The organism is Bradyrhizobium sp. LjRoot220, from assembly GCF_964252915.1.
In the GTDB taxonomy this organism is placed as follows: Bacteria; Pseudomonadota; Alphaproteobacteria; order Rhizobiales; family Xanthobacteraceae; genus Bradyrhizobium.
In genome coordinates this window covers 1-18,777 of sequence record NZ_CAXUPS020000005.1, presented here as the reverse complement: position 1 = coordinate 18,777, position 18,777 = coordinate 1, and the positions used below count along the sequence as shown (strand labels likewise).

At 63.0% G+C, this 18,777-nt stretch carries 19 protein-coding genes; 8 read left to right on the top strand and 11 right to left on the bottom strand.

Translation table 11 applies throughout. From position 1 onward, the window contains the following. Positions 1–24 precede the first annotated feature (24 nt). From ACSQ84_RS21355 to ACSQ84_RS21335, 5 genes are all read right to left on the bottom strand, one after another. Positions 25–762 (bottom strand): DUF899 domain-containing protein, encoded by a 738-nt coding sequence (locus tag ACSQ84_RS21355; RefSeq protein ID WP_436213686.1) that lies wholly within the window; start codon positions 760–762, stop codon positions 25–27. Positions 763–784: 22 nt separating this feature from the next. Next, positions 785–1,189 carry an SRPBCC family protein gene (locus ACSQ84_RS21350; protein WP_436214076.1) on the bottom strand — a complete coding sequence of 135 codons (405 nt, stop codon included), beginning with the start codon at positions 1,187–1,189 and terminating at the stop codon, positions 785–787. Beyond that, on the bottom strand, positions 1,135–1,602 hold the full coding sequence (locus tag ACSQ84_RS21345; RefSeq protein WP_436214075.1) for an ArsR/SmtB family transcription factor: 468 nt from the start codon (positions 1,600–1,602) through the stop codon (positions 1,135–1,137). Before ACSQ84_RS21345 ends, ACSQ84_RS21350 begins: the two co-directional genes overlap by 55 nt. Positions 1,603–1,661: 59 nt before the next feature. After that, positions 1,662–1,919: a DUF3551 domain-containing protein gene (locus ACSQ84_RS21340; protein WP_436213685.1), complete on the bottom strand. Its 258-nt coding sequence runs from the start codon at positions 1,917–1,919 to the stop codon at positions 1,662–1,664. 88 nt (positions 1,920–2,007) lie between these two features. Continuing rightward, positions 2,008–2,985 carry a Bug family tripartite tricarboxylate transporter substrate binding protein gene (locus tag ACSQ84_RS21335; protein ID WP_436213684.1) on the bottom strand — a complete coding sequence of 326 codons (978 nt, stop codon included), beginning with the start codon at positions 2,983–2,985 and terminating at the stop codon, positions 2,008–2,010. 133 nt (positions 2,986–3,118) lie between these two features. Here ACSQ84_RS21335 and ACSQ84_RS21330 point away from each other — a divergent pair, with 133 nt between their 5' ends. Together ACSQ84_RS21330 and ACSQ84_RS21325 are read left to right on the top strand one after the other, a co-directional pair. Further along, on the top strand, positions 3,119–3,538 hold the full coding sequence (locus ACSQ84_RS21330; RefSeq protein ID WP_436213683.1) for a VOC family protein: 420 nt from the start codon (positions 3,119–3,121) through the stop codon (positions 3,536–3,538). A gap of 225 nt (positions 3,539–3,763) precedes the next feature. Continuing rightward, positions 3,764–5,344 carry an AMP-binding protein gene (locus tag ACSQ84_RS21325; protein ID WP_436213682.1) on the top strand — a complete coding sequence of 527 codons (1,581 nt, stop codon included), beginning with the start codon at positions 3,764–3,766 and terminating at the stop codon, positions 5,342–5,344. A 105-nt stretch (positions 5,345–5,449) separates the two neighbouring features. Here ACSQ84_RS21325 and ACSQ84_RS21320 read toward each other — a convergent pair whose 3' ends face one another. Together ACSQ84_RS21320 and ACSQ84_RS21315 are read right to left on the bottom strand one after the other, a co-directional pair. Then, positions 5,450–6,547 carry an HD-GYP domain-containing protein gene (locus ACSQ84_RS21320; RefSeq protein ID WP_436213681.1) on the bottom strand — a complete coding sequence of 366 codons (1,098 nt, stop codon included), beginning with the start codon at positions 6,545–6,547 and terminating at the stop codon, positions 5,450–5,452. Positions 6,548–7,130: 583 nt separating this feature from the next. Beyond that, positions 7,131–7,532, bottom strand: a complete 402-nt coding sequence (locus ACSQ84_RS21315; protein WP_436213680.1) for a hypothetical protein — start codon at positions 7,530–7,532, stop codon at positions 7,131–7,133. A 35-nt stretch (positions 7,533–7,567) separates the two neighbouring features. On the opposite strand from ACSQ84_RS21315, the gene ACSQ84_RS21310 reads away from it, so the two are divergent. The 3 genes from ACSQ84_RS21310 (at position 7,568) to ACSQ84_RS21300 (ending at position 10,446) form a co-directional block, all read left to right on the top strand. Beyond that, the gene (locus ACSQ84_RS21310) at positions 7,568–7,822 is read left to right on the top strand and encodes a transposase (RefSeq protein WP_436213679.1); all 255 of its coding nucleotides are present in this window, start codon (positions 7,568–7,570) and stop codon (positions 7,820–7,822) included. A 1,104-nt stretch (positions 7,823–8,926) separates the two neighbouring features. Continuing rightward, the gene (locus tag ACSQ84_RS21305; RefSeq protein WP_436213678.1) at positions 8,927–9,718 is read left to right on the top strand and encodes an MOSC domain-containing protein; all 792 of its coding nucleotides are present in this window, start codon (positions 8,927–8,929) and stop codon (positions 9,716–9,718) included. A 149-nt stretch (positions 9,719–9,867) separates the two neighbouring features. Next, positions 9,868–10,446 carry a hypothetical protein gene (locus ACSQ84_RS21300; RefSeq protein ID WP_436213677.1) on the top strand — a complete coding sequence of 193 codons (579 nt, stop codon included), beginning with the start codon at positions 9,868–9,870 and terminating at the stop codon, positions 10,444–10,446. Positions 10,447–11,264: 818 nt separating this feature from the next. Here ACSQ84_RS21300 and ACSQ84_RS21295 read toward each other — a convergent pair. Together ACSQ84_RS21295 and ACSQ84_RS21290 are read right to left on the bottom strand one after the other, a co-directional pair. Beyond that, complete coding sequence (locus tag ACSQ84_RS21295; protein ID WP_436213676.1) at positions 11,265–13,556, bottom strand: molybdopterin cofactor-binding domain-containing protein; 2,292 nt, start codon at positions 13,554–13,556, stop codon at positions 11,265–11,267. After that, a complete protein-coding gene (locus ACSQ84_RS21290; protein WP_436213675.1) occupies positions 13,553–14,044 on the bottom strand; it encodes a (2Fe-2S)-binding protein in 492 nt (163 codons plus the stop codon). Before ACSQ84_RS21290 ends, ACSQ84_RS21295 begins: the two co-directional genes overlap by 4 nt. 345 nt (positions 14,045–14,389) lie before the next feature. Between ACSQ84_RS21290 and ACSQ84_RS21285 the strand changes: the two genes are divergently transcribed. From ACSQ84_RS21285 to ACSQ84_RS21275, 3 genes are all read left to right on the top strand, one after another. After that, positions 14,390–15,178, top strand: coding sequence for an alpha/beta fold hydrolase (locus ACSQ84_RS21285; protein WP_436213674.1), 789 nt, complete (start codon positions 14,390–14,392; stop codon positions 15,176–15,178). Then, complete coding sequence (locus tag ACSQ84_RS21280; protein WP_436213673.1) at positions 15,175–15,522, top strand: hypothetical protein; 348 nt, start codon at positions 15,175–15,177, stop codon at positions 15,520–15,522. The genes ACSQ84_RS21285 and ACSQ84_RS21280 overlap by 4 nt, the downstream gene beginning before the upstream one ends. A gap of 71 nt (positions 15,523–15,593) precedes the next feature. Beyond that, positions 15,594–16,265: a dienelactone hydrolase family protein gene (locus ACSQ84_RS21275; RefSeq protein WP_436213672.1), complete on the top strand. Its 672-nt coding sequence runs from the start codon at positions 15,594–15,596 to the stop codon at positions 16,263–16,265. Between the two features lie 212 nt (positions 16,266–16,477). Here the strand turns inward: ACSQ84_RS21275 and ACSQ84_RS21270 are convergent, their stop codons facing one another. Next, positions 16,478–17,485 carry a Bug family tripartite tricarboxylate transporter substrate binding protein gene (locus tag ACSQ84_RS21270; RefSeq protein ID WP_436213671.1) on the bottom strand — a complete coding sequence of 336 codons (1,008 nt, stop codon included), beginning with the start codon at positions 17,483–17,485 and terminating at the stop codon, positions 16,478–16,480. Positions 17,486–17,794: 309 nt separating this feature from the next. Beyond that, the gene (locus tag ACSQ84_RS21265) at positions 17,795–18,541 is read right to left on the bottom strand and encodes a polysaccharide biosynthesis/export family protein (RefSeq protein WP_436213670.1); all 747 of its coding nucleotides are present in this window, start codon (positions 18,539–18,541) and stop codon (positions 17,795–17,797) included. Positions 18,542–18,777 lie beyond the last annotated feature (236 nt).

Genomic DNA, 18,777 nt, shown 5'->3' with positions numbered 1-18,777 from the left:
GAGGAACGCAAGCGACGACTTCTGTTAGGAGTGACAGCAGGATGCCTGAATCGGCGCCGGTGTGTATTGGTCACGTAGCCGCACCCAGTCCATCGGATATGGCAGTTCATCCTCGTGACGACCGAGCGGCGTCAGGTCGAGATAATGATAGGCGGCGTTCATCATGTCGAGACCGCGCGCGAAGCAGGAATAGGTATGGAAGATGGTCCCGGCCTCGTCGCGATAGAACACGCTGATGCCGGGCGCTTCCTCCGTGCCGAAGCGTGTGGTGCCGAAATTATACCGGTTGTCGCCCGACTCGAGCGCCTGCGGCGTAAACGACACTTCATAATCGTAATTGAAATCGTTGTTTCCCGACGACAGCCAATCGAAGCTCCAGCCCATCCGCGCCTTGAACGCGGCAAGTTTTTCAACCGGCGCACGCGAAATCGCGACCAGCGTGGTGTCGCGCGCGGCAAGATGCGGGATCATGCGCTCGAATCCGTCCGCCCAGAACGAGCAACTCTTGCAGCCCGCCTCCCAGTCGGGCGCGAACATGAAATGCTGCACCACGAGCTGGCTGCGCCCCCTGAACAGGTCGGCCAGCGTCACCTGGCCGCCGGGCCCGTCGAACACATAATCCTTGTCGACCTTGACCCACGGCAACGCGCGGCGTTCTTCGCTGAGGCGCTCGCGGGCCTGCGTCAGCTCCTTCTCACGCGCGAGATGGACCTTGCGCGCGGCGATCCACGCCTCGCGAGAGACGATATTGTGCGGTTGCATGGGCGACTCCGGTGTCGACGTTTCAGTGTGCAAAAAATTGTTCGAGCTGACCGAGCAATTCAGTCCAGCCCTTCTCATGACCGTCGCGCGCGGCCTGGTCGAAAAACTGCTCATGATGCAGCGTCAGCAGCGTGCCGGCGCCGTCGGGCTTGAGCGAAATCGTCAGCAGCGATTCGCGTTCCGGCGTCGAATGCCAGGCCCAGCTCATCACCAACAGCTCGTCCGGCACGATGTCGCGATAGATACCGCCGACCTGGAAGTGCTCGCCGTCGATGCCGGTGAAGCTGATCCGGTAGCGGCCGCCAATGCGCGGATCCGTCTCCGCCCGCAGCGACCCTTCCTGCATCTTCGCAGGCATTCCGAACCATGCAGCTAGTTTTTCCGGGTCGGTCCACGCGGCGTAGACTTTCGCGGGCGCCGCATTGATACGACGTTTGAGGGTGAGGCTTGGTTTGGTCGCGAAACCGGCGTCGCGGGCAGGGCTTGACTGGATGCTTGACTGGGTGGCCATGGGTCTTCCTCCACAAAAGCTGCAAGGCGGTCGAGATTGTCGGACCAGAAGCGCTGGTAACGGTTCAACCATTCCATCGCCTGCTCCATAGGCCTGGCGGTCAATCGGCACGCGACGGTGCGGCCGGTCTTCTCGCGCTCGATCAGGCCGGCATCCGACAACACGTCGAGATGCTTCATGATCGCCGGCAGCGACATCGCAAAGGGCTGCGCGAGCTCGCTCACCGAAAGGCTTTGGCGCTCGCCGAGCCGCGCCACCAGTGCGCGCCTCGTGGGATCGGCGAGCGCGGCAAAGGTGCGGTCCAGGACGCTTTCTTGATACTTAACCATTAGGTTTAGTATAGGCGCAAACGAACAGCCGTCAAGCGCCTGACCGTCATTTTTCTGGATCAGTAATCCCGATAGACCCGGCCGCGCCGCGGCTGCTGGTTCAATGCCGCGCGCGGATTGATATTGCAATAAACCCCGCGGCCGGAGGCCGAGGCCATGCATTGCTGATAGGTCTGGTAAGAACAGTCGCCGGGAACGCCGACGCCCCGGCCCTGAACACAATAGGGGTAATCGTAAGCGGCGGCAGGCGTCGCGCTGGCCATCGAGCCGGCGATGGCCGCCGACAAAGCAAATATCGCTACCGTTGCATTGCGCATGATCAATCTCCTTCACCGCGATCATACCGCATCGCCGGGTCGCATCAGGTCAAAACCTCGCGACCCGGAGCAGGTTCCGCGCGGCGCCTTACTGCACCTTCTCGATATTGGCGCTGTCGATTACTTTCTTCCACTTCTCGGTTTCGGCCACGATCATCTTGCCGAAATCCTCCGGCGTGCCGATCAGCGGCTCACCGCCGAGGTCGATCAGCCTCGCCTTGATCGCAGGCTCTGCCAGCACCGCGTTCATCTCCTTGTTCAGCTTCTCGATGATTTCCTTTGGCGTGTTCTTCGGGGCACCCGCGCCGAACAGCGCGCTCGCCTCGTAACCCGGGATGGTGTCGGCGAGGACCGGCACGTCGGGCAGCAGCGAGGACCGTACCGTCGAGGTCACCGCCAGCGCCCGCACCGACCCGGCGCGGACATGCTGGAGGATCGAGGGCATGTTGTCGAAGATCAGCTGAACCTGACCGCCGAGCAGATCGGTGATCGCGGGCGCAGCACCCCGATAGGGAACGTGCTGCATCTTGGCGCCCGACATCATCATGAACATTTCACCGGACAGATGCACCGAGGTGCCGTTGCCCGATGACGCCAGGTTCACCTTGCCCGGATTGGCCTTCACATAGGCGATGAACTCGGCAGCCGTCTTCGCCGGCACGTTATTGTTGACCGTCATCACGTTCGGCACGCGATTGAACGCCGCGATCGGCGCGATGTCGCGAACCACGTTGAATTTCAGGTTGGCGTAGAGCGAGGCGTTGATGTAGTTGGCCGGGTTGACGAACAGCAGCGTGTAGCCGTCAGGTTCGGCATTGATCACCGATTCGGTCGCGATGTTGTTGCCGGCGCCGGGCTTGTTTTCGATCACGAATTGCTGGCCGAGCCGCTCCGAAAGCCGCTGGCCGAGCAGCCGCGCGATGATGTCGGTGGCGCCGCCGGGCGGATATCCGACCACCCACTTGACCGGCCGCGTCGGATAATCCGCCGCCAGGGCGCTGCCGATCGAAGCGGTCATCGAAAGGCCGATTGCCGTGAGGCAGATCGCGGTACGGCGTGAAATCATGAGTTCTTCTCCTTGGGGGCCGGGTTCACCCGGTCCGTTTCTATTGAACTGAAGACGGGGCGCGTTGTAACAAACAATCCCCGATGCGGCCAGTGCGACGCAACGCCCTCCGGTCGCTACATAAGGATGAGACATGTCCGTCAAGGTGAACGCGCTCGATCATCTCGTGATCAATGTCTCCGACGTGGCGCGTTCCGCCGAGTGGTACCGGAACATCCTCGGCATGGAGATCAAGGTGTTCGATCCGGGCCCGGGCAAAACGCCGCGGACGTCGCTGCTGTTCGGCACTCAGAAGATCAACGTGCGGCCGCGCGACGCCGACAAGGTCGAGTGGTTCACGGCGGATCATGAAGCCGCCGGGAGCGACGATCTGTGCTTCCTGACCGCGAGCACACCCGAGCAGGTGGTCGCGCATCTCAAGGCGAACGGCGTCGCGATCGAGGAAGGCCCGGTCGCCAGGCAAGGCGCCCGCGGCACGCTGCGTTCGGTGTATTGCCGGGATCCGGACGGGAGTTTGATTGAGATTTCGTCGTATGAGGGGGATGTGGTCTGACACGCGAACCGTCGTCATCCTGAGGTGCGCGCTCTTGCGCGCCTCGAAGGATGGCCGCAGGCACCGAGCCAGTCATCCTTCGAGGCTCGCCGAAGAGGCTCGCACCTCAGGATGACGCTACCGTTCGTGCAGAATGAGGCCATCTACGATTTGCGCACCGCCCTATCCAATGGCAGAACTGCTCCCAAGCAATACCAAGGCGGCGAAGCCGCACCGGGAGGAATCATGGCTAGTACACAGGCAGCGCCAGGCGTCGTCGGGCCCTTTGCAGGGCTCGATGTACCGTGGCTGCTGCGGATGCGCGCGGAGAGCCGCCGCGACCATCCGTTCCTGATCTGGGCGCCGTTCGAGGCTCCGGCGCGGACATGGACGTACGGCGAGTTTCACGAACGCGTCGGGGCGCTGGCGGCGGGCCTGATCAAGCGCGGCATCAAGCCCGGCGAATACGTGCTGATCCATCTCGACAATTGCATCGAGGCCATGCTGGCATGGTTCGCCTGCGTCGAACTCGGCGCCATCGCCGTCACCACCAATACCCGGTCGGCGGCCGCCGAAATGGAATACTTTGCGAGCCATTGCGGCGCAGTCGCCGCGATCACCCAGCCGGCCTATGCCGAGTTGATTTCGGCCCATTGCCGCGACCTGCGCTGGATCGCGGTGATCGCCCACGACGCCGGCGCCGTGCCCGCGCAGGGTGCCGCGCGCGGCGACAGCTTTGAGGCACTGTTCGCCGACAGCGCCGACCGGCCGCGCCGTCCCACCGACCCGCTCGCGCCCTGCAGCGTGCAATATACCTCGGGCACCACGTCGCGCCCGAAGGCGGTGCTGTGGACCCACGCCAACGCGCTGTGGGGCGGCAAGATCAACGCCGCCCATGAGGACCTGCACCAGGGCGACGTGCATCAGACCTATCTGCCGCTGTTTCACACCAACGCGCTGGCCTATTCGATGCTGGCAACGCTGTGGGTCGGCGCGTCCTGCGTGATCCAGCCGCGGTTTTCCGCCAGCCGGTTCTGGAACGTCGCGCTGGAACATGGCTGCACCTGGACCTCGACGATCCCGTTCTGCATGAAGGCGCTGCTGGAGCACGAGATCCCGAAGGGTCACAAATTCCGGCTCTGGGGCACGGCGGTGAACGATCCCCCGCCATTCGCCGCCTTCGGCATCAAGACCATCGGCTGGTGGGGCATGACCGAGACCATCACCCACGGCATCGTCGGCGAGGTCGATCAACCCAACACGCCGATGTCGATCGGACGCGCCGCGCCGGAATACGAGATCCGCATCACCAATGACGACGGCCGGCCTACCGAAGTCGGCGACACCGGCAATCTCCTGATCAAGGGCATTGCCGGCCTGTCGCTGTTTGCGGAGTATCTGCACAACGAGAAGGCGACGCGCGAGAGCTTTGACGAGCACGGCTATTTCATCACCGGCGACCGCGTCACGCTGCTCGAAGACGGCTTCATCAGGTTCGGCGACCGCGCCAAGGACATGCTGAAGGTCGGCGGCGAGAACGTCGCGGCGTCCGAGATCGAACAGGTGATCGCGCTGGTGCCCGGCGTGCGCGAGGCCGCTGTCGTGGCGAAGCCGCATCCGATGCTGGACGAGGTGCCGGTCGTCTTCATCATTCCGCTGGCCGGGGTCGCGGCCGCGCCGGCCGATCTGCACGATGCTGTGATGGCCACCTGCCGGAAGTCGCTGGCCGATTTCAAGGTGCCGCGCGAGGTCATTTTCGTCGACGAGATGCCGCGCTCGACGCTGGAGAAGGTGGCGAAGGCGGAATTGCGCAAGATGCTGGGGTGAGGCGTTCATCTACCTGTCATTCCGGGGCGATGCGAAGCATCGAACCTGGAATCTCGAGATTCCGGGTCTGGTGCTTACGCACCATCCCGGAATGACGGAAGGCCCTCACCCATACCCGAACGCGATCGGGCGGAACGCCTGCAGCAGGTGCTGGTCGAGCTTGTCGCCCATTTCTTCCATCACCCCGAACGCCTTGACGTGGGTGAACTGCAGCCGGTAGGCGCGCTTCTCGACCAGGGCCGCATAGATGTCCACGATCGTGGTCAGGCGCACGATGTCGCTGATCTCCTTGCCGCTGAGGCCGTCGGGATAGCCGGTGCCGTCGAGGAATTCATGGTGGTGCAGCACCACATCGAGCATTTCCGGCGGAAAGCCGCCCTGCGCCGATAGCGCGTCATAGCCGCGCCGCGGATGCTGGCGCATCTCGTGCATTTCGTCGGGCGTCAGCGGATCCGGCTTGTCGAGGATCGCGACCGGGATGAACGCCTTGCCGACATCGTGGAGCAGCGCCGCGCGGGCGAGCCGGCGCTGGTCGTCCTCGCGCATGTTGAGATGCTGCGCGAACGCAACCGCAAAGCCGGTCACGAACAGGCAGTGCCGATAGCTGTCGGTGTGGTGGCAACCGACGGTCGTCAGCCATTCCCGCAGCGAGGTGTGCTTGATCGCTTTCAGGATCTTGTTCTCGGCCTGCACGATGTCGCTGTATTTCAGCGGCTCGCCGGCCCGCATGCCGTTGAAAATCTTGAGCATGACGCCGTGCGCGGCTTCGACGCCGCGGTTCAGCGCCTTGCCGCGGTCGGTCTCGTTATAGGAACTGTCGTCCGGAAAGGCCGCCCGGATGCGCTGCAGGATGCCCTGCGCGTCGAATGGCCGCGCAATCGTGTCGGTGGCGCCGAGCGCCCAGGCCTGCATCGATCCGTGATGCAGCGCATCCGCCAGCACGAACAGCCGCGGCATTTCGCGATAGGCCTCGGTCCGCAGCTTGTTGCGCACCACCTGCACGCTTTCCGACGAGCGCAGGTTGATATCGACCACGATGCCGGAGAGATCGCGCGCCGGCGCATCGGGGATATCCGTGGTCGAGATCATGTCGACCTGGCCGACGGACTGCAGAATGCTGGCCAATTCGGTGCTCTTGTCGCTCCGATCCGACGCCAGCAGCAGCCGGCGCTTGGACGGAGTCTTGTTGGTTAATGCTGTCATGGAACCCCAGGGGCCTTGCGGTGATGACCGTCCGCAGAGCTTAACGATAAGGAGTTTTCTGTGGCTTAAGACGTATCGTGAATGTTGGTTAAGGGGATTCGTTAGAATTTTAGGATTCTCATCGCGAGTGAGATGCGGGTAATTGACTTCATCCCTCTCCACGGGTCGTCCCTGCGAACGCAGGGACCCATACGCCGCGGCAGTCATTGTTTGCAGAAGGCCTCTAACGCCAGCGCCTTCATCGATGGGCCGCGGAGTATGGATCCCTGCGTGCGCAGGGACGACGGCGGTGTTTGGTGTTGCACCATCATTCAAACGAAGTTTCGCGATCTCGCTGCATGATCTGCCCGAGCTATGCCAGAAATTTCCTTGCCCTCTTCAAACTGGCCTATTGTCTGGGCGAGGAATGGGGGTTGCGATCGATGCCGCCGCATGGGCGGCGTCGGTGGGGCTTGTCGATATTTCCAACCCGAAGCTCTGCTGTATCGCTTGCGTCGAAAGTGCGGAGATTGGCTCGCGATGCTGGTGGGTCATGCGCTTGCTAACGCCGCCCGCAAGCCAGCCCGCGGCCGCTTGATCCGTATTATCGACGCCACTTCGGTGCCGAAGAAGGGACCGGGCGCCAGGAAGAAGAACGAGGTGGCGGATTCACAGCGCGTTCGACCTTCCGCAGGAGCGGTTTGGCCACTTCGAATTGACCGATCAGCAGGCTGGCGAGACGCTGGATCGGATACCGGCGGCGGGACGAGATCCGCGCTGCCGATCGCGCCTGGCCTTGCAACCGGACCGCATGGCGACGCTGCTCGCATGCGGCGCAGACTTCGATCCGAGGCCGGTTGGAAGAGCGCGTTGGCTCGATCGCGAAGGCAATGAGTTCGATCTTGTCGCCGAGTTGCGCAAGGCATCGGCCCGCGGCCTGATCGATCGGCTGATCTGGATCTGGCGCAAGGGCGGCGCACCTCTCGCCCTGCGTTTGGTCGGCCATTCGGCGCAAGCTGCGTATCGCAAAAGCGCGCCGAGATGCACAGCGAGGAAGGCCACCAGATCTCGAAGCAAACGCTTGACGCTGCAGATTGGGTGATCTTGGTAACCTCACTCAAGCAGAAGGACTTCGCAACTGCGGATGTTCTTGCCCTCTATCGTCTGCGATGGCGGATCGAACTCGGGTTCAAGCGGTTGAAGAGCTTGATCGGACTGAAGGGACCACCCGGAACCGACGAGCAGCTCCGCCAGACCTCATGTTCTGGCCCATTTGCTGACTATTCTACTGCTTGAGCCGCTCATCGACGAACTTGAGGCCTCTCCCCGCTTGGCAGAAGCCGCCTGACAACGCCTGGAGTACCAGCGATTGCTCCAGCATCTCGTCGCCTCGCTGCTCCAAGCCGTGATGATCCTAACCCGATATGGGCTGTCTGCGCCGATCAATCGCCGCTCTCCAACGCCATCTTCGCGAGCCGCCAAGGAGAAACGCCGGTATCAAACTATGCTCCGTCTATCTTAGCGCCTATGTGCGCACGCAGGGACCCATACGCCGCGGCAGTCATTGTTTGCAGAAGGCCTCTAACGCCAGCGCCTTCATCGATGGGCCGCGGAGTATGGGTCCCTGCGTTCGCAGGGACGACGGCGGTGTTTGTTGTTGCACCATCATTCAAAACGCAGTTTCGCATTCTCGCGGCATGATCTGCCCGAGCTATGCCAGAAATTTCCTTGCCCTCTCATAAGAGGGCGCAGGGAAGACCGGGTGCGCGCTGCACCCGCGGTCCCGTGTGCGGATTGTAGATAGAAAGCTGCACACGAGCATACAGGGCAGCGGTGAACACCCGGCCTTCCCTGCGCAATGGCTTTACGGCTTATAACGAGCTCTCCCCGGAGAACGGCTCTTTTGCCTCCGTTGCGCCCCGAGAAGCTATTGCCTCCAGGTGCATCGACGCCAGCACCGCGGCGTCAGGACCACACGTCTTTGCCGTACGCTTTTGTCACGACCGTCAATCGCAACATCGGCGTCCACCGCAACCCGTCCAACGTCCGTGACGACGGCCGACGCCCTTCTGAGTAGGACGGGATGGCCAATATATGCCCCTGAGTCGGCCTTCCGGAAAAGCGAAATATTTTTTATTTCGGGGCTTGACATTGATTCTGTAAATCCGAAGTGATTTGCCCGTCGGGTTGTTTTGTCGCAGCAAGTTCGCGAGATTGCGCTTGCGTGCAGGGCGGCGCAGTCCGTAGGGCGGGTTCGCTTTAACCCGCCGATCCATACGAGATGGCGGATTAAAGGGAATCCGCCCTACGACACTTCTTCGCCCACGCCGGATACGGCTTGGATCAAGAGCAATCTGCTCTAGACTGCCGCGACCAGGGAAATGTCAAACGAGGATTGCAGTGACGATTGTTGGGCGGCTTGAAAGCGTTTGGCGTTACCCGGTCAAGAGCATGCCGGGAGAATCCCTGCCCGAGGCCTATGTCGACTTTGCCGGCGTGCTCGGCGACCGGCTCTGCGCGGTCCATCACGCCGGCGCGCCGAAGTCGTTCCCATTCCTCACCGCGCGCAGCCGGAAGGAAATGCTGCGATTTCGCCCGAAATTTCGCCATCCCGAGCGGACGCTTGCCCCTGACAATTTGACCGAGGCGGAAACCCGCGGTCCCGGCGTGACGCCACTGTTTCCCACAAGCGAAGACCTGGCGCTCGAGATCGAAGCGCCGAACGGAAAAATTTTGTCGGCATCCGATCCGGTGCTGCCGGCTCTGATCGGCGGCGATCAGTTCAACGCGTCCGAGCTAACCATGATCCGCTCGGACCGCGCCATCACGGACTGTCGGCCGCTGTCGTTGCTTGCGATCCAGACGATAGACAGCATCGGCCGCGCTGCGGGTGTCACGCTTGACAAGCGCCGCTTTCGCGAAAACCTCTATCTCGATCTCAATTCCGGTGAAAGCTTCGCCGAAGACGCCTTCGTCGGCCGCAGGCTGCGGATCGGCCCGAGACTGACGGTCCACATTCTGGAACGCGATATCCGCTGTCGCATGATCAACATCGATCCGGAATCGCTCGACGAGAATCCTGAGATCTTGCAGCATGTCGCCAGGAACCATGACAACAGAGCCGGCGTCTACGCCGCGGTGCTGGTGGCGGGCATGGTTCGCCCGGGTGACGAGGTCGTGCTGGAGGATTAGAATTGGGTGGGGCGGGTTCTATTCAATCCCGCCGATCCATACGAGATGGCGGATTAGAGAGAATCCGCCTACGGCCTTTAGCTCTGGTTATGGGCACAAAGCAGACATGCAACGACGCATCCCGAGAAGTTGAGAGGAGACCGGTTACAATGAGCATTGCCGATCCCAACAAGACGATCCTGACGGGCGAGAACCCATTTATCCGCTTGAGCCCGAAGGACGGCGAACCGAACTCGACCGAGGCGAGCTATTGGCGGATCATCTTTTCGCCAGCTGGTCCCGGCCACGTTCTCTATTTGAAGAGTGAACTGACGGAACAGCGCTGGCGCATCTACTCCGACAACATCGCGATGGCGCGATGGCTGCAGTCAACCGTGCAAGGCATGCTCAATGCCGAACTTTCCGACACAACGATCCCCTGTGCGGACGCGCAATTCTCCAAAGCGGGAGATCCGCGCTACTTCTGGACTGAACACGTCAAGTCGCACGGCGAAGAAATCTCACTTACCTGGTTCGATATCGGCGAGCCGCTACTCATCCACACGCAGCCGAACCAGATTCCCGACCGGCGCTACGGCGTGTGCACCGTGCTGATCCCGGCGCTCGGCACTCGTGTCGTCCGCAACGGCATCGAGGCGCAGGGGCGATCGTGGCCGCGGGAGCGTGAGAGGCGGCCATTCTCGACGTCGGCACTGGCATTCTCGGAAAGCTGGACGGAAGCGGTCTGAGGCGGAACTGCCAATCAGTGTCCGCCTTCTCCGAGTCTTGCATCAGGCTGCTTGGCCTGCGCCAGGATCAAAAAGGCACGCCGCCGGGATCGAAATGGGTCGCCCGGCGGCGCTTATTCCTGAACTGGGACACTAAAATTCCCAGCACTGCATAGACTGCAGGCATCGTGCCACAGGGGGCATGACACCCGGTTGTTGCTCATGCGCGCCAGTAGCCGGGTCGTTGGCGTGCCGTTTCCCACTCGCCGTCGCGCTACAGTGTTAGCTCGCGTAGGGCGGGTTCTCTTTAGCCCGCCATCTCGCAATCGAACGGCGGGTTAAAGAGAACCCGCCCTACGGACTACGGACCTCGGCTCGCTCGCGAAGGCGATCTATCCATTCGCCTTCGAAGCCAACCAATGCACTTTCAACCGGCCAACCGGGCGCTGTCTCGATCAGATGCAACAGGGTCCACACAAGTCCGAAGCAACCGTCTGGACCGAAGAGTTTCACCAGCGCGCAAGCCTCTTCATCCGTGACAGGCGTTTGAACCTTCGACATCTGCTCCTCAAATGCCTGCATCGTTGGAACGATAGCAACCGCAGAGCTCGGAAGTGGTCCAAGTTCGAGAAGCGCGCTGATCGCTTGCTACATTTTTCTCTCCACTACTTACCTATCGGATCGCGTAGGGCTCCCACCGTCGTCATTGCGAGCCACCGGGTCGCGCGCATGCGCGCCCCGGTGGCTCGCAATGACGGCTGCCTGCGCCAAAGCCCAGCCTAAAAAATCCGCCGGAGAAAATCCCCGGCGGATCGTTGATGCTGCGTAATCCGAACGCCTTACGCCTTCATGCTCGCCTTGACCGCTTCCGCCGTGATCGGCAGCGCGCGGATGCGGGCGCCGCAGGCGTTGAAGATGGCGTTGCCGAGGGCGGGTGCGATCACGGTCACCGCCGGCTCGCCGACGCCGGTCGGCTTTTCGCCGTTGGCGATGACGTTGATGGCGACTTCGGGCACCTGGCTCATGCGCAAGGGTGTGTAGGTATCGAAATTGGTTTGTTCGATACCGCCGTCCTTCAGCGTCGCCTTCTCATACATCGCGAGCGAAAGGCCCCACAGCGCCGCGCCCTCGACCTGGGCGCGGATGTTGTCGGGATGCACCTGCATGCCGACGTCGGTGGCCACGGTCAGCTTCTTGACCTTGACCTCGCCGCTCGGCGCCACCGCGACATGGGCGACGCAGGCGGTCCAGCTTGCGGTTGCGCGTTCCTGCGACGACACGCAGGCCACGCCCATGCCTTCACCTTTCGGCAATTTGCCGGTGCCGTAGCCGGCCATGCCCATCGCCGCGAGCAGGGTGCTCCGCAGACGCTGCGCACCACCATCGTTCTTGCCCTTGCCGTCGAGCAGCGCGATGCGGAACTCGGCGGGATCCTTGCCGGCGGCATGGGCGAGTTCGTCGATCATGCTTTCGACCGCCCAGAAGGTCCAGCCCGGTGCGACCGACCGCAGCTGTCCCGACGGGGTGGCGTTGTGCGCCATCTCGTTCTTGATGGCGCGGACGTTGTGATTGGGCACGGAATAGAAGAAATCCGCGCCGTTCACGGTGAACGCATCCAGCGGTCCCTTTTTGTCGACCGAGGGCGACAGGAAATCGGGGATGCCCCAACGCTGCGTCGGCCACGCGCTGACCACGTCGTGATTGAGCGCAATCAGCTTGCCATCGCCGTCGAGACCCGCCTTGACCTTCTGGAAGGTCAGCGGGCGCGAATAGTCCATCGTCATGTCGTTTTCGCGGGTGTAGATCACCTTGACCGGCTTGCCGACGGCTTTCGCCGCCTGCACCGCGGGCACCATCATGTCGGCGTCGAGACGCCGGCCGAAGCCGCCGCCCAGCCACATCTGATGCATCACGACGAACTTGGGATCGATCCCGGCGGCGCCGGCCGCGATGGCGCCGGAGCGCGTCGCGAACTGGTTGCCGGAATAGATGTGCAGGATGTCGCCCTTGAACTCCGCGGTGGCGTTCATCGGCTCGAGCGGCGCGTGGATGTTGATGCTGGTGGTGTATTCCGCCTCCAGCACTTTCGCCGCCGTCCCGAAGGCGGCCGCGGTATCGCCGTCCTTGACGAAGAACTGCCCGGAATCATCCAGCTTCTGGAGCCGCTTCGCCTCCTCCAGCAGCGACTCGCTCGACAGCTTGGCGTTCGGACCGCCGTCATAGGCGATCTTCAGCGCTGCCGCCGCTTTCTTCGCATTGGCATAGGTATTGGCGACCGCCACCACCCAGCCGGACGTGCTGCCGGTCTTGTCGTCGAGCGTCACCGCCTTGATGAAGCCTGGCACTTTCTTGGCCGCGGAATCATCGACCGATTTCACCGTGGCGCCAAAACGCACCGGCGGGGTCACCACGGCGCCGTGGGCCATGCCCGGCACCATCACGTCGATGCCGTACTTGGCCGTGCCGTTGACCTTCGGCGGGATGTCGAGCTGCGGAACGGAAACGCCGACCATGGTGTATTGATCCGGCGTCTTGAGCTTGATCGCCTTCAGCTCATCGGGCGTGAAGGTTTTTGTGATTTTGCCGCTCTTGACGATGTCGGCAAAGCTCATCGACTTCTTCGACTTTGGATGCGTGACCACGGAATCGCGCACCACCAGTTCGCCGGCCGGCACGCCCAGGATAGTGGCGGCGGCTTCCGTCAGCGCGATCCGCCCCGCGGCGCCCGCGCGGCTCATCGCGTCGAAGTTCATCATCGTCGACCAGCTGCCGCCGGTGATCTGCGCGCCCAGTACCGGATCGTTGAACTTCGGATCGTTGGAGGCCAGCTGAACCCGCATGTCCTTCCAGCTCGAGCCGAGCTCTTCGGAAACGATCTGCGCCATGGTCGAGGCGATGTGCTGGCCCATATCGGCCTTGCCGCACGTCACCGTGACCAAGCCATCCGGTCCGATCGAGTACCAGACGCTGGGATCGAATTTGGCGGGGGCGGCCAGCGCCTGATCGGCGCCGAACAGGCCGGGAACCGCGGAGTAGCCGAGCGCAAGGCCTGCGGCGGCGGTGCCGACCAGGAAGGAGCGGCGGCTGAGGTCGGCGGGTTCGCTTGAAGCGATTTTCACGTGCGTGTTCATGTGGGCCTCCGCTCGGTGCCGGCGTTGGACGCGGTGCGCATGTCGGCGGCGGCGCGCATGATGGCCTTTTGAATCCGGGAATAGGTCATGCAGCGGCACAGATTGCCGTCCATGTGCGCAACCACTTCTTCCTTGGTCGGATTGGAATTCTTCGACAGCAGCGACGCCGCCTGCATGATCTGGCCGGACTGGCAGTAGCCGCATTGCGGGACCTGCTCGAGGATCCAGGCCTTCTGCAGCGGATGATCGCCCTTGGCGCTGAGACCTTCGATGGTGGTGATCTTCTTGCCGACGGCGTCGCTGACCGGGGTCTGGCAGGACCTGACGGCTTCGCCGTTGACGTGAACCGTGCAGGCGCCGCACAGGCCGGCGCCGCATCCGAATTTCGTGCCGGTCATCTGCAATTGTTCGCGGATGACCCAAAGCAGCGGCGTATCGTTCGCCGCCTCGACGGACATATTCCGCCCGTTGATGTTCAGATTAGGCATTTTGCGTTTCCCCTTCCGGTGCAGGATGCCGCTTACGGCGGCAACTCACTGTTGGGCCAACTCACTGTTGGGCATGGCTGAGTTGGACATGGCTGACACCCACCGGCTCGGCGTCAGTCGGCGCGCAGAATGATACCGATCCCATTTAGAGGCAATGCAATTTGGAATCGTTCGAAGGGAATAAAATTTTGAAATGAGGGGTTGTGCGCTGCGGCAGATTTCGCCTTGCGAAATGCACCAGCGTGGGCACCCGCCTACACATTTCCGCATTTCCCAACCGCGAAGGGATCGCGTTAGGATGCTGGCAGGTCGAAATTGCACATTATCTTCGCCGGGAAATCGAGAATGCCGAAGATCAACCGCGACGGCGTCAATATCCATTACGAGGTGCATGGCAGCGGCCCACCGCTGCTGCTGACCCACGGTTACTCTTCGACCTCGGGAATGTGGCAGGGCCAGATCGCGGCGCTGTCAAAGCATCACAAACTCGTGTTGTGGGACATGCGCGGCCACGGCCAGTCGGATTATCCCGATGATCCCGCGGCCTACAGCGAAGCCTTGACGGTGGCCGATATGGCCGCCCTGCTCGACGAGATCGGCGCCGACAAAGCCATCGTCGGCGGGCTGTCGCTGGGCGGCTACATGTCGCTGGCGTTCTACCGCAATCATCCGGATCGGGTGCGCGCGCTTCTGATCATCGACACCGGACCCGGCTTCAAGAAGGACGATGCGCGCGCGGCCTGGAACAAGCGCGCCCACGACACCGGCGACCGTTTTGAGCGCGAGGGACTGCAGGTTTTGAAATCCGCCAGCCGCGAGCGCTCCGGCGTCAGCCATCGTGACGCGTCGGGACTGGCGCGGGCCGCGCGCGGCATGCTGACCCAGCGCGATGCCCGCGTGATTGAATCGCTGCCCGACATCAAGGTGCCGTCGCTGGTCGTGGTCGGCGCCGACGACACGCCGTTCCTGGCCGCATCCGATTACATGGCGGCCAGGATTCCCGGCGCGCAGAAGGTGGTGGTGCCGGCCGCCGGCCACGCCGTCAACATCGATCAGCCCGAGGCTTTTATCGAAGCGGTGCTGCCGTTCCTTGCTCGCCTCGACGTAAAGACAGAAGCGAGGGCCGCATCATGAGGGCGTTTGCCGCAGCGGTTTTATTCCTGATCGCCGGTGCTGCCGTGCCGGTGCAGGCGCAAAAACTGCCACCGTTCGGCGGCCCCACCCCGCCCCCGTTCACGGAAACCCTGTCGAACACCACGCCACTGGTGTTCGGCATGGATGCGGTGGAAGCCGAACGCGCGCTCGGCACGCCACTCAATTATATCAAGGGACGCCCGGGCGATGAGGTCTTCCTCAGCTTCCGCAATCTCGGCGGCAGCGGATTGTTTCCGAGCAAACACCGGCTCTATCTGCAATTCCGCAAAGGCCGGCTGGCGGGCTGGAAAGGCGACTGGGGTCACAACTGGATGTGGCAGTAACCGCGTCTGCCCTGCAGCGAGCTTCGTGCAACGCTTCAAGAAAAGCAACCCTGCACAGAAAAGGATGACCCATGGGACAGGACATTACACTGACGGCTTCGGACGGTTTCAAGCTCGGCGGCTATCGCGCCGATCCCGCAAGCACGCCCAAGGCGGCGATCGTGGTGATCCAGGAGATTTTTGGCGTCAATCACCACATTCGTTCGGTGTGCGATCGGCTGGCGGGCGCCGGCTATGTCGCGATCGCGCCGTCGATCTTCGACCGCACCAGCCCGAACTTCCAGTGCGGCTATACGCCGGATGAGGTCGCGAACGCGCGCAAATTCATCGCCAATCCGGATTGGCCGGCGATGCTGCTCGACACCCAGGCTGCGATCGACGCGGTGAAGAGCGTCGGCCCGGTCGGCATCATCGGTTTCTGCCTCGGCGGCAGCGTCGCTTTCGCGGCCGCGACCAAGCTATCGGGCCTGTCGGCCGCGGTCGGCTATTACGGCGGCGCCGTGGTCCGCTTCGCCGACGACAAACCGAAAGTGCCGACGCAGCTACACTTCGGTGAAAAGGACGCCGGCATTCCGCTGACCGATGTCGAGACCATCAAGGCCAAACGGCCCGATGTCGAGGTCTACGTCTACCCCGGCGCGCAGCACGGCTTTCACTGCGACGAGCGGGCGAGCTACGACAAGCCCAGCGCCGACATCGCCTGGCCGCGCAGCCTCGACTTCTTCGCGCGGCATTTGAGGTGACGGCGAAGCCGTCATTCCTCGCTGTGACGACGTAGTCGTCATTCCTCGCTGTCGTCCCTGCGAACGCAGGGACCCATACTCCGCGGCGCCCGTTGTTGCATGAGGTCTCTAACGCCGGCGATCTCACCGATAGGCCGCGGCGTATGGGTCCCTGCGTTCGCAGGGACGACGAATAAATTGCAGTTGCGCATTCGCTTCGCGACCTCGCCGCCTTACTCGCCCTTGACGCCCGTGGCTTTCACGACATCGGCCCAGCGCGCGGTGTCGCGGCGGAGCGCGGCTTCGAACGCTTCCGCCGAGCCGCCGACCGGCATCAGACTGACCGTCTCGAGCCCTGCGACGCCTTCGGGAGAAGCGATGATGCGCGACAGTTCCGCGGAAAGTTTCGCGACGATGTCCTTGGGCGTCGCTGCCGGTACGAAGATGCCGATCCAGCCCTCGGCCTCAAAGCCGGGGAAGCCAAGTTCGGCCATCGTCGGCACGTTCGGCAGCTGGGTCCTGCGCTTTTCGCCGCCGACCGCCAGCGCCCTGATCTTGCCGGCCTGGATTTGCGGGTTGGCGGTGGTCAGATCGACGAAGGCCGCGGTCACGGTGTTGTTGAGCAGATCGTTCACCAGCGGCGCCGCGCCGCGATAGGGAACATGGGTCATGTCGATGCCCGCGTTCTTCTTGAGCAGTTCGCCGTACAGATGCGACGTCGTGGCGTTGCCGAACGAGCCGTACGGCACCTTGCCGGGATTCGCCTTGGCGTGGTCGATCAGTTCCTTGACCGACTTGATCGGCTGCGCGTCGGGGACGGTCAGCACGATGGTCGACAACCCGACCTGGGTGACCGGCGCGAGATCCTTGAAGACGTCGTAGGGCAGCTTCGAAATGAGGCTCGGCGCCTGGATGATCTGGGTGATGGCGACCAGCACGGTGTAACCATCGGGCGCCGCCTTGGCGACGAAATCATTGCCGACCACGCCGCCGCCGCCCGACTTGTTTTCGACGACGACGGTTTGCTTCCACGCTTCCGACAGCTTGTTGGCCAAAAGACGCGCCGAGACGTCGGTGGCGCCGCCCGCGGGATACGGCACCACAAAGGTTATGCGCCGGTCCGGATAGGACTGCGCCGCCGCCCGGTCTGCCGACGCGCATATGGCCGTCATGGCGATGCCTGCGATCAGTGCAGCTGAAATGGCGGTGCGCGCGCGCGTGATTGGCAAACGGATGCTCATCTTTTCCCCTGATTGATTTTGATGGATTTCGTTGACGGCGGCATAGGCTGCCGGCTGGAATGACGCAAGTTCCTATCCGGGGCCACCGCGGCGAATGCGCTGATTCACCACAGCCGCGGTAATGCCGCTGCGCGGAATGACCGGAGCGGCATCGCGCCAACACGCGTCATTCCGGGATGGTCCGAAGGACCAGACCTCAGGTGCGCAATTGCGCACCGGGGAATCTCGAGATCCCCCGATGCGCAATTGCGCATCTGAGGTTCGCTCGTTTCACTCGCGCCCCGGGATGACGAAGTACTCCGTACTTCGTCAGAACCAGCGCTCGCCGACCAGCACCGTGTCGCCCGGGCTGATGGAAGTGCCGGGCGGCACCACGTAGCGCGCCGTTCCCGAACCATCGGTATGCGTGACCGTGACCTTGTCGCGCCGCGCGCGCGGCGAGAAGCCGCCGGCGATCGCAACCGCACTCTCAACGGTCATGTTGGGCACGTAGGGATATTGGCCGGGCGCGGCTACCTCGCCGAGGATGAAGAACGGCCGGTAGGCTTCGACCTCGACCGCGACGGAGGGATCGCGGATGAAGCCGGCGCGCAGTTTGGCCGCGATCTCGGCGGCGAGACCTGCGGGCGTGCGACCGCGCGCCGGCACCGAGCCGATCAGCGGCATCGTGATCGCGCCGGCAGCATCGATCGCGTAGGTGTTGGTGAGGCCTTCCTGGCCGTAGACCACGACGCGCAGCCTGTCGCCGGCATCGAGATGATAGGCGGAATCGTATCGAACCGGCTCGGCATAGGCGACGGGCGCTGCGACAACCGCGGGCGGAGGCGCGTAAACGGGAGCCGGCGTTCTGGCAAAGGACGCGCGCATCGCGCTGATGGCGCCGCCGCCGCCATTGTCCACGACGGCGACCGGCGCCGGCGCCGCGCCATAGGTGATGGCGTCGAGATCGGCTTGCGGCGCGACCGCGACGGGTCCGGCCGTGCGCATGCATCCCGACAGAGCGAGCGCGGCCATCATCGCAGTGATCGAAAATCGAAACGCGCGCGCAACCCGCACCGGAACCATCCCTCAAAGCGAGACAGCTCTAGTCTTGCACCGGTTATGGTTAACAAAACGTTTTTTGGGTGCGGTGCGGGCGAGGTGAGAGACTCCCTCGCCCCGTTCTTACGGGGTCGAGACGAGCGAAGCTCGCTCTTGGAGGGTTGGGGTGAGGGGCTCTATCAACGCACGCTGATGCAAGTTGAGAGACCTGTGCCCCCTCACCCGCCGCGCGAAGCGCGCGGCGACCTCTC

Excerpts from the sequence above, each read along its gene's own strand:
- ACSQ84_RS21310 (WP_436213679.1), top strand. The coding sequence starts at position 7,568 with ATGCACAGCGAGGAAGGCCACCAGATCTCGAAGCAAACGCTTGACGCT.
- ACSQ84_RS21325 (WP_436213682.1), top strand. The coding sequence starts at position 3,764 with ATGGCTAGTACACAGGCAGCGCCAGGCGTCGTCGGGCCCTTTGCAGGG.
- ACSQ84_RS21285 (WP_436213674.1), top strand. The coding sequence starts at position 14,390 with ATGCCGAAGATCAACCGCGACGGCGTCAATATCCATTACGAGGTGCAT.
- ACSQ84_RS21345 (WP_436214075.1), bottom strand. The coding sequence starts at position 1,602 with ATGGTTAAGTATCAAGAAAGCGTCCTGGACCGCACCTTTGCCGCGCTC.
- ACSQ84_RS21300 (WP_436213677.1), top strand. The coding sequence starts at position 9,868 with ATGAGCATTGCCGATCCCAACAAGACGATCCTGACGGGCGAGAACCCA.
- ACSQ84_RS21275 (WP_436213672.1), top strand. The coding sequence starts at position 15,594 with ATGGGACAGGACATTACACTGACGGCTTCGGACGGTTTCAAGCTCGGC.
- ACSQ84_RS21295 (WP_436213676.1), bottom strand. The coding sequence starts at position 13,556 with ATGAACACGCACGTGAAAATCGCTTCAAGCGAACCCGCCGACCTCAGC.
- ACSQ84_RS21340 (WP_436213685.1), bottom strand. The coding sequence starts at position 1,919 with ATGCGCAATGCAACGGTAGCGATATTTGCTTTGTCGGCGGCCATCGCC.
- ACSQ84_RS21315 (WP_436213680.1), bottom strand. The coding sequence starts at position 7,532 with ATGGCCGACCAAACGCAGGGCGAGAGGTGCGCCGCCCTTGCGCCAGAT.
- ACSQ84_RS21355 (WP_436213686.1), bottom strand. The coding sequence starts at position 762 with ATGCAACCGCACAATATCGTCTCTCGCGAGGCGTGGATCGCCGCGCGC.
- ACSQ84_RS21280 (WP_436213673.1), top strand. The coding sequence starts at position 15,175 with ATGAGGGCGTTTGCCGCAGCGGTTTTATTCCTGATCGCCGGTGCTGCC.
- ACSQ84_RS21270 (WP_436213671.1), bottom strand. The coding sequence starts at position 17,485 with ATGAGCATCCGTTTGCCAATCACGCGCGCGCGCACCGCCATTTCAGCT.
- ACSQ84_RS21290 (WP_436213675.1), bottom strand. The coding sequence starts at position 14,044 with ATGCCTAATCTGAACATCAACGGGCGGAATATGTCCGTCGAGGCGGCG.
- ACSQ84_RS21335 (WP_436213684.1), bottom strand. The coding sequence starts at position 2,985 with ATGATTTCACGCCGTACCGCGATCTGCCTCACGGCAATCGGCCTTTCG.
- ACSQ84_RS21330 (WP_436213683.1), top strand. The coding sequence starts at position 3,119 with ATGTCCGTCAAGGTGAACGCGCTCGATCATCTCGTGATCAATGTCTCC.
- ACSQ84_RS21320 (WP_436213681.1), bottom strand. The coding sequence starts at position 6,547 with ATGACAGCATTAACCAACAAGACTCCGTCCAAGCGCCGGCTGCTGCTG.